Annotated in this window: 12 protein-coding genes; 7 read left to right on the top strand and 5 right to left on the bottom strand. The window is 41.4% G+C overall.

What is annotated here, in order from left to right:
• Positions 1-88: 88 nt before the first annotated feature.
• Together TPSD3_RS17460 and mutY are read right to left on the bottom strand one after the other, a co-directional pair.
• Positions 89-1,426 carry a hypothetical protein gene (locus TPSD3_RS17460; protein ID WP_176329736.1) on the bottom strand — a complete coding sequence of 446 codons (1,338 nt, stop codon included), beginning with the start codon at positions 1,424-1,426 and terminating at the stop codon, positions 89-91.
• 342 nt (positions 1,427-1,768) lie between these two features.
• Positions 1,769-2,845 (bottom strand): A/G-specific adenine glycosylase, encoded by a 1,077-nt coding sequence (gene mutY / locus TPSD3_RS04800; protein ID WP_086487457.1) that lies wholly within the window; start codon positions 2,843-2,845, stop codon positions 1,769-1,771.
• Between the two features lie 299 nt (positions 2,846-3,144).
• On the opposite strand from mutY, the gene TPSD3_RS04795 reads away from it, so the two are divergent.
• The 4 genes from TPSD3_RS04795 to TPSD3_RS04780 all read left to right on the top strand — a co-directional run bounded on the left by TPSD3_RS04795 (position 3,145) and on the right by TPSD3_RS04780 (position 7,280).
• A complete protein-coding gene (locus TPSD3_RS04795) occupies positions 3,145-4,257 on the top strand; it encodes an ABC transporter substrate-binding protein (RefSeq protein WP_086487456.1) in 1,113 nt (370 codons plus the stop codon).
• A gap of 120 nt (positions 4,258-4,377) precedes the next feature.
• Positions 4,378-5,046, top strand: coding sequence for a hypothetical protein (locus TPSD3_RS04790; RefSeq protein ID WP_086487455.1), 669 nt, complete (start codon positions 4,378-4,380; stop codon positions 5,044-5,046).
• Positions 5,022-5,648 (top strand): cobalt transporter CbiM, encoded by a 627-nt coding sequence (gene cbiM / locus TPSD3_RS04785; RefSeq protein WP_086487454.1) that lies wholly within the window; start codon positions 5,022-5,024, stop codon positions 5,646-5,648. Before TPSD3_RS04790 ends, cbiM begins: the two co-directional genes overlap by 25 nt.
• 12 nt (positions 5,649-5,660) lie before the next feature.
• The gene (locus TPSD3_RS04780; protein ID WP_086487453.1) at positions 5,661-7,280 is read left to right on the top strand and encodes a tetratricopeptide repeat protein; all 1,620 of its coding nucleotides are present in this window, start codon (positions 5,661-5,663) and stop codon (positions 7,278-7,280) included.
• Here the strand turns inward: TPSD3_RS04780 and TPSD3_RS04775 are convergent.
• Positions 7,266-7,850, bottom strand: a complete 585-nt coding sequence (locus tag TPSD3_RS04775; protein ID WP_086487452.1) for a CoA pyrophosphatase — start codon at positions 7,848-7,850, stop codon at positions 7,266-7,268. The two genes, TPSD3_RS04780 and TPSD3_RS04775, sit on opposite strands and share 15 nt — an antisense overlap.
• 68 nt (positions 7,851-7,918) lie before the next feature.
• Positions 7,919-8,086 carry a hypothetical protein gene (locus tag TPSD3_RS17455; protein WP_176329725.1) on the bottom strand — a complete coding sequence of 56 codons (168 nt, stop codon included), beginning with the start codon at positions 8,084-8,086 and terminating at the stop codon, positions 7,919-7,921.
• Positions 8,087-8,288: 202 nt separating this feature from the next.
• Between TPSD3_RS17455 and pgsA the strand changes: the two genes are divergently transcribed.
• The 3 genes from pgsA to TPSD3_RS04760 all read left to right on the top strand — a co-directional run bounded on the left by pgsA (position 8,289) and on the right by TPSD3_RS04760 (position 11,167).
• Positions 8,289-8,858, top strand: coding sequence for a CDP-diacylglycerol--glycerol-3-phosphate 3-phosphatidyltransferase (gene pgsA / locus TPSD3_RS04770; protein ID WP_086487451.1), 570 nt, complete (start codon positions 8,289-8,291; stop codon positions 8,856-8,858).
• Between the two features lie 197 nt (positions 8,859-9,055).
• Positions 9,056-10,150: a rod shape-determining protein RodA gene (gene rodA / locus TPSD3_RS04765; protein WP_086487450.1), complete on the top strand. Its 1,095-nt coding sequence runs from the start codon at positions 9,056-9,058 to the stop codon at positions 10,148-10,150.
• A 39-nt stretch (positions 10,151-10,189) separates the two neighbouring features.
• Positions 10,190-11,167 carry an ABC transporter substrate-binding protein gene (locus TPSD3_RS04760; protein ID WP_217884383.1) on the top strand — a complete coding sequence of 326 codons (978 nt, stop codon included), beginning with the start codon at positions 10,190-10,192 and terminating at the stop codon, positions 11,165-11,167.
• A gap of 77 nt (positions 11,168-11,244) precedes the next feature.
• Here the strand turns inward: TPSD3_RS04760 and gyrA are convergent, their stop codons facing one another.
• Positions 11,245-13,866 carry a DNA gyrase subunit A gene (gyrA, locus tag TPSD3_RS04755; RefSeq protein WP_086487448.1) on the bottom strand — a complete coding sequence of 874 codons (2,622 nt, stop codon included), beginning with the start codon at positions 13,864-13,866 and terminating at the stop codon, positions 11,245-11,247.
• Between the last annotated feature and the right edge of the window lie 119 nt (positions 13,867-13,985).

The following is a 13,985-nucleotide window of genomic DNA, read 5'->3' as shown; positions in this document are numbered from 1 at the left end:
GTCTGTGAAACATTGTCCCTTTTTTTGTTTTACTTCAGATGGACTCCGTTGTGAAAACGCAGTCCATTTCTGATTTTTCGCTTACGTTTTATCCAGCAACGGGTTCTTCAGCGACGGGTTCTTCAGCAACGGGTTCTTCAGCGACGGGTTCTTCAGCAACGGGTTCTTCAGCGACGGGTTCTTCAGCAACGGGTTCTTCAGCGACTGGTTCTTCAGCGGCTGGCTCTTCAGCAACGGGTTCTTCAGCGGCTGGTTCTTCAGCAACGGGTTCTTCAGCGACTGGTTCTTCAGCAACGGGTTCTTCAGCGACTGGTTCTTCTTCGTCTAAAACAACTTGTTGCAAAGCCGTACTGTCTTCAACAACAGCGACTAAAGGATCAACGCTGGTGATCTTTAATGTGCCAGTGTAGGAGGTAATGACCGTTGTTCCGCCATAGCTACTGAACAAGTCAATAATCGGCAGTGCTAATGTCGCGCTTTCTTGATCAACAACTGCATCGCCTTCAGAAACTACTGGCATACCTTCAGAAGATTGAACCGCTTGCAAGACATACTCGTAACTGCCATCTTCTTGTTCAACTGCTTTGAACAGTAAGGAGAAAACGAGAACTTGTCCGTCTACTTCCATCTTCACTTCGGGTAAAAAGGCCAGTTGACCATATTTTTCTGTGTAGAAAGAACGGGTAATCAGTGCCTGTTGCAACAAGTTCAATTGTTCTTCTGGACTTGCTGTCACCAGTTCTTCGCCCACTTCTTCTAACACACCCAACGTATGTTCTTGTTCTGCGTCTGGAGTCTCAACAGTTGGAATTTCTTCGGCTGGTTCTTCAGCAACAGGTTCTTCAGCAACGGGTTCTTCTTCGGTTGGTTCTTCAGCAACAGGTTCTTCTTCGGCTGGTTCTTCAGCAACAGGTTCCTCTTCGGCTGGTTCTTCAGCAACAGGTTCTTTTTCGGCTGGTTCTTCAGCAACAGGTTCTTCTTCGGCTGGTTCTTCAGCAACAGGTTCTTCTTCGGCTGGTTCTTCAGCAACGGGTTCTTCTTCGGCTGGTTCTTCAGCAATAGGTTCTTCTTCGGCTGGTTCTTCAGCAACAGGTTCTTCTTCGGCTGGTTCTTCAGCAACAGGCTCTTCTTCGGCCGGTTCTTCAGCAACGGGTTCTTCTTCGGCTGGTTCTTCAGCAACGGGATCTTCTGGTTCTTCTTCGGCCGGTTCCTCAGCAGGGCAAGCTCCCTCTGTTGCGCCAGCATTGAGTAATCCCTTCAGCGCAGCCGCAGCAACACTTAATGTTTTACCGTTATGGCACACTTCTATTTTGCCGGGATTTCCTGCGTTTTCCGGTTTGCCACCGGGTGCTGCATGTAATGCGAAAGATGCGCCCATTAATACACCGGCCACAGCAACGGCCAGTAATTTTCTTTTCATGTTCATTTGTGATCCCCTTCGATTGCTCGAAATCTAAAATTCAGTTGCAAATTCATGATGATGCTAACTTTACAGAAATTCTAAGTTGTTGATTCAATCAAGCACTCAATTCCTCTTGTTAGCTCTTGATGAATAGTTTAAAACGATATGCAAAAATGGGCTATGAGACTTTTTCTGATTTTTCTCTGAGAGAAAAACTTATCTATCTGTTTTTTCTCTATTTTATAAAAAATAACCGACAAACGGTAATGGTTTTCTGATAACCGTGAATTTTAATTCAGTGAAAAATTCAAGTTAAAATATAAAAAAGTCTTCAAATGGATTATTTTTATCAGAATTCTGAAATGTTTAACATTTCATTTTAATTTGTTCCACTAGGCGCACCACCGGTGCCGGTAATCCCAGCGCAGGCGGTGCATCAAAGTTGTACCAGCAAAACGAAGCCGACGGCGCAACCGCTAGTAAATTAGGCGCATTTCCCTCAGGCAAAACAATGGCCACCGGATGAAGATGTAATCGTAAGTGGGTCAATTGATGGCTCAGACTCGGCCAAGTGTGCCAATTTGTCGGGGTGAATTGACAGTGTGTTTTACACCAATCGGCTATCGCGGTCATGTCAGAAACTTGCGGTAAACTCCATAATCCGCCCCAAATTCCTGTGTCAGGGCGTTTTTCTAGTAAAAGTCCTTTTTCGCTTACAATCACGAGTACTATCAAATGATTTTCAGGAGTTGCTTTGCGGGGTTTGCTGTGTGGATAGGCATCTACCGCTTGTTGCCGGTAAGCCTGACAATCGCTGTGTAAAGGACATTCCTCGCACAATGCCCCCCTTCGCCGACAAATTAATGCCCCTAAGTCCATCATGGCTTGGGTGTAATCAGCGACTCGATTGGCGGGTGTGTATTTTTCCGCCAACGCCCACAAGGACTGACTGACCGCACTTGAACCCGACCAGCCAGTTATCGCATGGTAACGACACAAAACCCGTTTCACATTGCCATCTAAAATCGCATAACGTTGTCCGTAGGCCAAGGCCATTATTGCGCCTGCGGTGGAACGCCCAACGCCCGGTAATGCCACAATCTCTGCCCATTGGGTGGGAAAAATGCCGTGATGTTGAGAGTGGATGTGTTGCGCCGCTTGGTGCAAATGACGCGCACGAGCGTAATAACCCAATCCTGTCCAATAGTGCAATACCTCGTCTACGCCCGCCGTCGCCAGCGCAGAAACATCCGGAAAACGCACCATAAACCGTTGATAATAAGGAATCACGGTGGTGACTTGGGTTTGTTGTAGCATGATTTCTGACACCCATACGTGGTAAGGGGTCGGTTGTTGTTGCCACGGTAAATGTTTGCGTCCGTGTCGATCAAACCAAGTTAATACTCGATTCGAGAAGTGATTGTCTGTTTGATGTGTGTTCATTATGCGTTTTATTTCCGTTAGATTTTTCTACATTGATAAGTTAAATCCATGTTTATTTAGCGTTTTTGTAATCAAAAAAAAGTCAATTTATCTTGATAAATCAAGCTATTGTATTCGTTAATCAAAATAACGATTGCTAATGATATACTTTACGCCTAATGTACAAAGAAAAATAATTTTTGCCTGTTTGTTTTACTTTTTAATGTAGTATAACTTAACCTTTTTATTGAATAGACGATAATGAAACACTTTTTAATACGCCATATTTCTTTTTAAATACTTTTTTATGGATCATTTTAATGATCTTTATGGGTTCAATTTCTCCTGTATTTTCTCAGGAAAAACAAGCCAATTATCCCGTACAAGCCAAAACCAATGATGGGAAAAAATGGCGTATTGGTTATTTGGAAGGCGGCCCTTTTGCTGATTACCAAATGAATTTAATCGCAATTTTTCACGGTTTGGTGAGTTTGGGATGGATTGAAGATCAAGCAATACCCACACAAGCCGACGACAAAGACAACAGCCAATTGTGGCAATGGCTGGCAACCTCGATACGCAGCGATTATGTCGAATTTGTCGCTGATGCGTATTGGACATCACATTGGGATGCTGAGTTGCGCCCTGCCACCAAAGCCGCTGTGTTAAAACGCCTTAATGAACAAAAAGATATTGATCTGATGTTGGCTTTGGGGACGTGGGCGGCTTTGGATTTGGCGAATGATGAGCATCATACGCCAACAGTGGCCGCTTCGGTGGCTGATGCCTTAGAAGCAAAAATTATTAAAAGCGTAGAAGATTCAGGCTACGATCACCTGCACGCTAAAATCGACCCCAGTCGTAATGCGCGTCAACTCATGTTGTTTCATGACACGATGGGGTTTGATCGGTTGGGGGTGGTGTATGAAAATTCAGAAGAAGGACGCAGTTATGCGGCGATCAATGATGTGGAAAAATTGGTGAAAGAACGCGAAATTGAATTAGTAACTTGTCATGCCAGCTTTTCTAACACTGATTTGGAAGTGGCTAAACAGGAAGTGTTCGCTTGTTATGAAAAATTAGTGGGAGAAACAAAAGCAATTTATATCACTCGCCATCGCGGTCTAACGCCAGATGTGGTGGAAAAGTTGGTGCCTATTTTTAATAAAAATCAGGTTGTCACGTTTTCTCAACAGGGTTCACGCGATGTTAAATTGGGTGTTTTAATGAGCATTGCATTGGCGGGGCATAAGTGTGTGGGCAATTTTTATGCAGAAACAATCGCTAAAATTTTTAATGGCGCATTACCGCGAAATTTACCGCAAGTTTTTGAAGAACCGCCAAAGATTGCAATTAATTTAAGTTCTATCCGCGCTATTGGTTTGGAAATACCTGTAGAATTATTTGGCATTGTGGATGAGGTTTTTGAATGAGTGGTTTTGGGGTTTAGACAGATTGTGCCTTGTCTTCTTTTGCAGTCGGCTTTATAGTACGATGGTGATGAGCGTTCATTGTTTCAACGTTATTTTTGAGTGATAAGTGGAGTGGTTGATATGAATGACATCACCATGAATAAAGGTGGCATTTTGTTTTATTTCAGTATTATTTTATTGGGTTTATTATGGTTTGAAAATGTGCAAGCGCACCGTTTAAAGTTATTTGCCAGTGCGCAAGGATTGGAAATAAAGGGATCAGTTTATTTTGCGGGCGGAGTTTCTGTTAAAGAAATATCGGTGGATATTTATTTTAATGAAACAAAAATCGCCCAAGTCACTACGGATTCGCAGGGACAGTTTAGTTATTTGGCTTCACATTCTGGCGATTACCAATTGGTGGCGAATGCGGGATCGGGTCATGTGGCTCGTTTTCGTGTACAGGTGACGGAGGCAAGTGAAACTGCGCCTGATGTGCCGGTGGCATTGCGGCCGTCTCCCGTGCAAACTGCCACGGAAGCGATTGAAAATGCGCAAGTTGATCAGTATCGTCATGACATGGAAGTGGCGCATTTGGAGAGGGCTTTACAGCCTTTGCACGCGCAACTTTTTGAGTTACAAAAACAAATAGATGCTTATGAAGCTAAAATTCGCTGGCACGATATTTTGGGGGGATTGGGTTATATTTTTGGTGTAGCGGGTTTGTGGCTATGGTGGCAAACTCGTTGTTTTTCTTTAAAAAATAAAAATGGAGAAGACCCCTCATGCACATCGCAGAAGGTGCGCTAACTTTGCCTGTGTTGGCTACGGGAATGCTGATGAGTGCAGCAGGCATTACAATTGGTTTACGTCAATTATCTACCGACCGTGTGCCGTTGGCGGCGATGATGGCGGCGACGTTTTTTGTGGGCAGTTTGATTCATTTGCCTGCTGGATTGAGCAGTATTCATTTGGTGCTTAATGGGTTATGCGGCATATTGTTGGGTTGGGTGGCGTTTCCCGTTATTTTTATTGGTCTGAGTTTACAAATGCTCATGTTTGGTTTTGGGGGATTAACGCCGTTGGGAGTGAATACAGTAATTATGGCGTTACCTGCCGTGATTTGCTATTACTTATTCGGGCAAAATTTAACGAATTATTCACATCAACAGGTTTTTTGGCGTGGTTTTTTAGCGGGCAGTGTGGCGATTATTTTAGGTATAATTTTATTAAATGGCGCATTATATTGGGCGGGAGAAAAGGCGTTTTTAGAATTAATGATGTTAATTGGTTTTGCCTATTTACCGGTCGCCATTGTGGAAGGATTGGTTACAGCAACGATTGTGGGTTTTTTATATCGGGTGCAACCTGCTTTATTAAACTTACCGGCTTATTTAGCCCAACGCGGTTAATTTTATTAAATAATGAGAATTATCTTTACATGGAGTTTAGTTTTTGCTTTATTAGCAATTACTTTTTTCGTTTATTTTCCTGTTTTATCTTACGATTTTGTTTATTATGATGATTATGGTTATGTGGTAGAAAATCAGTTTATTCGCGGTTTTTCTTGGTCTAATTTTTGGGGTTTATTAACGCAAACGGACATGGCGTATTGGGGGCCAAGTACTTATTTTTCTTTTGCAATTGACTATTACTTTTGGCAATTTGATCCGTTTGGGTATCATTTAAGTAATTTAATAGGACATGGTATTAATGTTGTCTTATTGTTTTTTCTGATAGCTTATATTCTGCGTTTATCTCAGTTTCAGCATTCTCCCTTTTTTAGCCAAATAACGGCTGCATTTGCCGCGTTATTATTTGCGATTCATCCGCAACATGTTGAGCCTGTGGTGTGGATTGCTTCGCGTAAGGATGTGTTAAGTTTGGCTTTATTTTTATTGACTGTGCTTTGTTATTTTCAATATCATCAAGCCCAACAAAATAGAGTTAAAAAAATATGGTATTTTACGGCAATTTTTTGTTTTATCATTGCGATTGGTGCAAAACCTATTGTGATGACGTTGCCGGTGATTTTATTGTTATTTGATGTGTATTTATTACGGCGTTTGCCGCAGGAAAGTATAAAGAAATTATTATTAGAAAAAGTGCCATTCTTTCTATTGGCATTGATTCCTGCTTTATTCACCGTATATGGTCATGCACAAAGTGCGGTTTTAGCTGATTTACAACAAGTTTCATTGGATTTTCGCTTACTCAATGCGGCACAAACCATTTTACTCTACTTATCTCATGCCATTATTCCTGTCGGTTTTTCTGTTTTCTATCCCTTGCCAAAAGCTGAAGAATTAACTGTTTTGCCGCTGTTGGCGGTTATTTTAATCACTTTATTTTTATTTTTGCGTCGGCAATCTTTAAGCTTTCTTTTGATGTCTTGGTTATTTTTTTTAATCACTTTATTTCCTGTTTTGGGTATTATTAGCTTTAATCAAATTCAAGCGGGTGCGGATCGTTTTGTTTATTTGCCAATATTGCCTTTTTATGCTTTGTTGAGTGCAGTGACAATACGATTTTTACAAGACAAAAAGCGAGTGATTCAAATCATGATGGGGGTGGTTTTATTGGGTTTAATTTTAACCTTGTCTTTACTCACGCGCCAACAGCAAACCATGTGGCAAAATGATGTCACGTTGTGGCAACACGCGTCACAACAACATCCTGAACAACGTATTATTTATGAATATTTGGCCACGGCGTATCGGCGTATTGGGCAGCCGATGCGCGCCATTGAGTCGTTGAAACAAGCCATTCAATTAAATCCCAATTGCTTGCGTTGTTATAAAGAATTGGCTGAATTATATTTACAAATCAATCAACCCCATACTGCGCTGGCTTTATTCACCCAAATGACAGAAAAGATAAGCGATTGCATGGCTGAATTAGACCGTGTTTATTTCAATATGGCATTACTGCACTATCAATTGGGCAATATTGAATCTGCTTTGCATTTTTCTCAACGTGCCTTACAGTGTAATCCAAATCACTCTCAAGCCATGCAATTAAAAGATCATTTAACGCCAATGTAAGCGTTCGGCGAAATCATGTAGAATGCTCGCTGTTGCCCCCCAAATCATGCGCCCGTGATAATCCAGCACATAATAATGGTGAATGGTTTGGTTTAATTCCACTTGTTTTTGCGCATAATGGTGGAGATTTAAAACAAAATGTAATGGCACTTCAAATAAATCAGCCACTTCAAATTGATCTAAACGCAATTCAAAACCAGTTTTGACAAAACCAATCACGGGAGTAATTAAAAAACCAGTGATGGTCTCATAATCATTTAAATAGCCTGCAATTTCTATAAATTCTCGACTTAATCCAATTTCTTCTTCCGTTTCCCGTAAAGCGGTTTCAATAAGACAATGATCGTGCTGATCATAACGGCCGCCGGGCAAACAAATTTGTCCGGGATGGTGATGTAAATGCGCGGCGCGCTGGGTCAAAATTAAATAAAAGCCATCCCCCCTATCCACCAGCGGTAATAACACCGCTGCACGCTGTAAATGCTGCCCTGAAAGCGGAGAAATAAATGAGACCGGAGGCGCAGGTTGAGTCTGTGGCAATAATTGCCGAATGAAGGAACGAGTGAGCATGATCGATGTGCCATTTTATGTTTTGATACCTTTGGAGTTTTAAGTATTATTTAAAGAAGCTGTGGTTTTCAAGTTTTACGGGAAAAATAGTGGCAAAGACGTGACATTTTCGGTTTGGCTTCTTCGGGATGGGCGAAAATTCGATTGTTTATGGTTAATTGAATGCCCATGACATATTTACTTTCATCACTGGCTAAATATAAAATGCCATAAGCGACATCAAATTGATGGGACAAATATTCCCATTCTATCTTGTGGCGAGGTTTCTACATCATTCCACACGTCTTCTCATTTCTTAAAAAGTTTGATTAATGGGGTCTATGGATATAAAAGACATCATTATAATTTCTCCTTATCTACATTAGCATTTTTTCGATAAGTAGATTCATAGCATAATAACGAAATAATTGACTATAAATTTATGGCACTTTTAACGGTATGAATATTCCGATTTTTTTAACTTTATTACGGGTGGCACTTATTCCAGTTTTAATGGTGGTTTTTTATTTACCGCTGGGTTATTGGGCGAATTTTTTGAGTACAGCGATTTTTGCGGTTGCTGCGCTGACGGATTGGTTTGATGGTTATTTGGCGCGTCGTTGGCAGCAAACATCGCAATTTGGTGCGTTTTTAGACCCTGTAGCGGATAAATTAATAGTTGCGGCGGCATTAATTCTGCTGGTGGAAGCCAATCCGTCGCCGTGGTTGGCTGTTCCGACGGTGGTGATTATTGGACGGGAAATTGCTATTTCAGCGTTGCGTGAATGGATGGCTGAATTGGGAGAAAGGACACAAGTGGCAGTTTCTTATATTGGTAAGATAAAAACCACTTTACAAATGATAGCCTTATTAATGCTATTATATCATTATCCAATCTGGTTTTTACCGATTTATGAAATGGGAATGATTTTATTATATATTGCGGCGGGTTTAACTTTATGGTCGATGTTAATTTATTTAAAAGCAGCCTTGCCCATTTTATTACGGGATGTGAATCGACGGCCATAAAAAAGGCATCCATTTGAGGTGTAATGAATGCCTATACATTTGGAGGAATGTAAGTGTGATAAGTATGCCGACAATGAAAAGTCAGGTCTATAAGGTCGATCCCTTATTTTAAAACGGATGCCAAGTGATTGAGTGCAATAAGGGGTAACTTTGTTTCACTGTGGGTTATCCTCTATTTTTTATGGTTATTAACTGTTATGCAAATTAGTTGGAATCAGAACGATTTTTTTCATTTAGATAAGCCGTTATTGCTTGGTTTATTCATTATTACCGTATTGGGTTTAGTGATTTTGTACAGTGCCAGTGGACAGGATGTGGATGTTGTATTGAGACAGGTGGTGAGAATTAGTATTGGTTTTGTGGTATTGATTATTTTGGCGCAGATACGCCCACAAAGTATTTTGACGTGGGTGCCGTGGATTTATGGGATTGGTTTATTTATGTTAATTGCGGTGTTATTGGTGGGGGATGTGTCCAAAGGTTCACAACGTTGGTTAAATCTCGGATTGATTCGTTTTCAACCTTCAGAATTGATGAAATTAGCCGTACCGTTAATGGTCAGTTGGTATTTATCGGATAAACCGTTACCGCCTAATTTTCAACGAATTGTTATTTCTTTATTAATTACTTTAATTCCTGCCTTATTGGTCGCTAAACAACCCGATTTAGGGACAGCATTATTAATTACTGCATCAGGTATTTTTGTGTTATTGCTCAGTGGATTGTATTGGCAATTGATTGCGGTATCTTTGGCTTTAATTCCTGTGGTGATTTGGGGATTATGGCAAGTGATGTACGATTATCAAAAACAGCGCGTTTTAACCCTATTAAATCCAGAAGCAGACCCATTAGGAACAGGTTATCATATTATTCAATCTAAAATTGCGATTGGATCGGGAGGATTGTATGGTAAGGGCTGGTTAAATGGCACACAATCTCATTTGGAATTTTTACCTGAGCGGTCTACGGATTTTATTTTTGCTGTTTTTAGTGAGGAATTTGGCTTAATTGGCGTGTTAATTTTGCTCAGTTTATATCTTTTTATTTTAACTCGTGGAATGGTTATTGCGTTGCAGGCGCAGGGTAATTTTGCGCGTTTATTGGCGGGCAGTTTGGTGTTGACTTTTTTTGTTTATATTTTTGTGAATATGGGCATGGTTTCGGGATTATTACCGGTGGTTGGGGTGCCATTACCATTGATTAGTTACGGTGGCACCTCAATTGTCACTTTGATGGCAGGCTTTGGGCTACTAATGGGTGTGCATACTCATAAACGTCTGTTATCGGGTTAATATGATTATTCTGAGTTGTTTTTAATCGTAGGAGTTTCAATGATGAAGCGACATTATTTTTTACCTTTATTGTTGTTATTAGTTGGCTTATTGGGTTCAAGTTTCAGTTATGCCACACAAGTGGTTAATTATGGCGTGCAACCTGCCACAATGCCAATTTATATTGCGAAGGCAATGGGCTTATTAGAAGAGATTGAGAAAAAGCACAATGTTAAAATTGAATTGCGCTCTTTTTCTTATGGCGCGCCTGAGAATCAAGCGATGGCCGCCGGTCAATTGCAAATCGCTTCGGCGGGAATGGGGCCAGCAATGGTGGCTGCGGCGCGTTTGCCCGCTAAATTAATTGGTATCTCTATTTTAGAGCAAACTGCCATTATTATTCCTATCGATTCTCCCGTGCAAAGTGTGGCGGATTTGAAAGGTAAAAAAATTGCTTTCCCCGGTGAAGGTTCACAGCAATATCCGCTGTTATTAAAAGCGTTAAGTGACGTGGGATTGAAAGCGGATGATGTGTTGTTATTTAAGACCAAAGGCTCTGACGTTCCCACTTTATTGGAAAATAAATCAGTGGACGCAGGGATTACTTGGGATCCGCACGTGTCTAATGCGTTAGCTGCTGGACATTCTAAAGTGCTGTTAAAAGCAGAAAAGATTATGCCCATTAAGGAAAATCATTATATCGGTAATGGCGAATATGCCAGAGAAGATTTTATTGCCGCTTATCCTGAATTAGTACAAGATTTAATTACGGCAAATGTAAAAGCCATTGATCATATTTTGAAAAACCCTGAAGATGCCATTAAACAATGGAGTCAACAAATTGGTTTTCCTGAAGAGGTGATTCGCTTTTCTTTAGAACAGGGCATTTCTGTGTATAGCCGCGATATTATTCCCACGCAAGAAGCAGTGAGCATTTACACTGATTTCTTAAAACAAGCAGGCATTTTAAACGCCGAGGATATGCCTAAATTTGATCCAACATTTGCCGAAGTGGCATTGACTCAATTAGCCGATTAGTGGTTTATGCTATCTCCTGAAAAATAAGAATTAATACTTCTTAATTTCAGGAGATAATGAGGTAAAACTTAATAAAGTTATTCAGGTATCATTTCGGTACTGGTATCGGGTTCAACATCGTCTCCCACCTCATCGTCTGATTCTTCATGGAAATCTTCAGCATTTGCGCCTTCAATTTCTTTCACAGGCTCAATCGCCACTAAGCGTTCATCACCCGTCAAATGAATTAAAGTCACGCCTTGAGTATTTCTATCCAATACAGAAATACCTTCAACTTTAATGCGCACCAAGATACCCCGATTATTCACTAAAATAACGTCATCTTTTTCCCGCACCAATACTGCCCCAATCACTTCTCCATTACGCTCATTAACTTTAATGGTAATGACCCCTTGGGTGTAACGGCCTTTTTGTGGATATTTGTCTAAGCGAGTGCGTTTGCCAAAACCTTTTTCTGTCGCGGTTAAAATCGTGCAGTCTTCATCAGCAATTAACAGCGCAATGACTTCATCATTCTCCGCCAAACGAATGCCACCCACGCCGTGTGCCGTGCGCCCCATGGCTCGCACATCGTCCTCGCTAAAACGCACACCTTTACCCTTGCGAGAGAATAACAATACGTCTTTTTTACCATCGGTAATATCTACGCCAATTAAGCGATCATTATCGTTTAAACCAATCGCAATAATGCCACTTTGACGCGGATTAGAAAATTCACTTAATAAAGTTTTCTTGACCACACCTTTAGCTGTTGCCATAAAAACATAATGCGCCGCACTAAATTCACGAATAGGCAACACGGCATTTAAACGTTCATCAGCTTGCAATGGCAGAATATTAACAATCGGCCGCCCTTTAGAAATGCGGCTACCTTGCGGCAATTCATAAACTTTTAACCAATACACTTTACCGTAATTAGTAAAGCACAATAAAGTGTCATGACTATTGGCGACAAATAATTTATCAATATAATCCTCATCGCGCATTGTTGTCATACTTCGCCCTTTCCCGCCGCGTCGCTGGGGTTGATACGTGCTGACGGGCTGGGCTTTAATGTAGCCTTGATGCGACAAAGTCACGACCATATCTTCTTCGGTGATCAGGTCTTCGTAGTTTAAATCGCTGCGTTTGGCTAAAATTTGACTACGTCGCTCATCGCCATAAGTTTCACGAATACTGATCAGTTCTTCTTGAATCACCGCCATTAAACGTTCAGGATTGCGCAGAATGTCTAAATATTCGCCAATTCGCAGCAAAATTTGACGGTACTCGTCGAGTAATTTATCCTGCTCCAATCCCGTTAAACGATGTAAACGCAAGTCTAAAATTGCTTGAGCTTGGGCATCGGACAGGCGATAACCTGTTGTTTGCAAACCAAAATCGTCTGGTAAATCTTGGGGACGCGATAAACCTGATTCATCCCCTTGCAGCATTAACGCTACCGTATTTCCTTGCCACATCCCCGCCAACAACTGTTCCCGCGCTTGGGCAGGCGTGCTGGCTTGGCGAATCAGTTGAATCATCGCTTCAATGTTGCCCAAAGCGATGGCCAAACCTTCCAAAATATGCGCCCGCTCTCTGGCTTTGCGCAGTTCAAATAAAGTACGACGAGTCACCACTTCACGCCGATGTCGCAAGAATAATTCTAAAAGCTGTTTTAAATTCAGCAAACGCGGCTGCCCATCCACCAAGGCCACCATGTTAATTCCGAATACGCTTTGTAGTTGGGTGTGTTGATACAAATTGTTTAACACCACATCGGCCGACTCACCCCGTCGTAATTCCAACACCACGCGAATCCCATCTTTATCCGATTCGTCGCGCAATTCGGCAATGCCTTCCAATTTCTTTTCTTTAATTAATTCGGCAATTTTTTCAATTAAACGAGCCTTATTCACCTGATAAGGTAATTCGGTAATAATCAATCGTTCGCGGTTATTTTGCTCATCAATTTCCGTGTTGGTTTTAGCGCGAATATAAATGCGACCACGTCCCGTACGATAAGCCTCATTAATGCCTTCCGCACCATTAATAATTGCTGCGGTTGGAAAATCAGGCCCCGGTAATAAACGCATTAACGTTTCTATCGAACTGTTTGGCTCTTGAATTAAATGCAAACAGGCATTAATCACTTCACGTAAATTATGCGGTGGAATATTGGTGGCCATTCCCACAGCAATACCGCTAGAACCATTCACCAATAAATTAGGAATGCGCGTGGGAAAAACACTGGGTTCAGATTCTGATTCGTCGTAATTAGGCACGAAATTAACCGTTTCTTTTTCAATATCGGCTAATAATTCATGCGCAATTTTAGACATGCGAATTTCGGTATAACGCATGGCCGCAGGCGCGTCGCCATCGACGGAACCAAAGTTTCCTTGTCCATCGACCAGCAAATAACGCAATGAAAACGGTTGCGCCATACGCACAATGGTATCGTAAACGGCAGAGTCGCCATGAGGATGATATTTACCGATCACATCCCCGACAATACGGGCTGATTTTTTGTAGGCTTTATTCCAATCATTTCCCAATTCGTGCATGGCATATAACGCTCGACGATGCACAGGTTTTAAACCATCTCGCACATCTGGCAATGCCCGCCCCACAATCACGCTCATCGCGTAATCGAGGTAAGATTGTCGCATTTCATCTTCAATGTTGACGGGTTGGATTTCTTTGGCAAAGTGACCCATAATAATTTGGCTGTCCTTTAGTGAGCAATAAACATCGCTCATTATAACACAAATTCTATGTCATGGATTCAGATCAAGAGTGAAACAAAGGCTCAGAATTTACAGAATGAATAGGCAGT

Source organism: Thioflexithrix psekupsensis, from assembly GCF_002149925.1.
GTDB classification, from domain to species: Bacteria; Pseudomonadota; Gammaproteobacteria; order Beggiatoales; family Beggiatoaceae; genus Thioflexithrix; species Thioflexithrix psekupsensis.
The sequence above is the reverse complement of the archived record's forward strand: the minus strand, read 5'-3'. Positions and strand labels throughout refer to the sequence as shown.

Bases quoted from the DNA above. Each gene is read 5' to 3' on its own strand.
- TPSD3_RS17460 (WP_176329736.1), bottom strand. From the start codon at position 1,426: ATGAACATGAAAAGAAAATTACTGGCCGTTGCTGTGGCCGGTGTATTA.
- mutY (WP_086487457.1), bottom strand. From the start codon at position 2,845: ATGAACACACATCAAACAGACAATCACTTCTCGAATCGAGTATTAACT.
- TPSD3_RS04795 (WP_086487456.1), top strand. From the start codon at position 3,145: ATGATCTTTATGGGTTCAATTTCTCCTGTATTTTCTCAGGAAAAACAA.
- TPSD3_RS04790 (WP_086487455.1), top strand. From the start codon at position 4,378: ATGAATGACATCACCATGAATAAAGGTGGCATTTTGTTTTATTTCAGT.
- cbiM (WP_086487454.1), top strand. From the start codon at position 5,022: ATGCACATCGCAGAAGGTGCGCTAACTTTGCCTGTGTTGGCTACGGGA.
- TPSD3_RS04780 (WP_086487453.1), top strand. From the start codon at position 5,661: ATGAGAATTATCTTTACATGGAGTTTAGTTTTTGCTTTATTAGCAATT.
- TPSD3_RS04775 (WP_086487452.1), bottom strand. From the start codon at position 7,850: ATGCTCACTCGTTCCTTCATTCGGCAATTATTGCCACAGACTCAACCT.
- pgsA (WP_086487451.1), top strand. From the start codon at position 8,289: ATGAATATTCCGATTTTTTTAACTTTATTACGGGTGGCACTTATTCCA.
- rodA (WP_086487450.1), top strand. From the start codon at position 9,056: ATGCAAATTAGTTGGAATCAGAACGATTTTTTTCATTTAGATAAGCCG.
- TPSD3_RS04760 (WP_217884383.1), top strand. From the start codon at position 10,190: ATGATGAAGCGACATTATTTTTTACCTTTATTGTTGTTATTAGTTGGC.
- gyrA (WP_086487448.1), bottom strand. From the start codon at position 13,866: ATGGGTCACTTTGCCAAAGAAATCCAACCCGTCAACATTGAAGATGAA.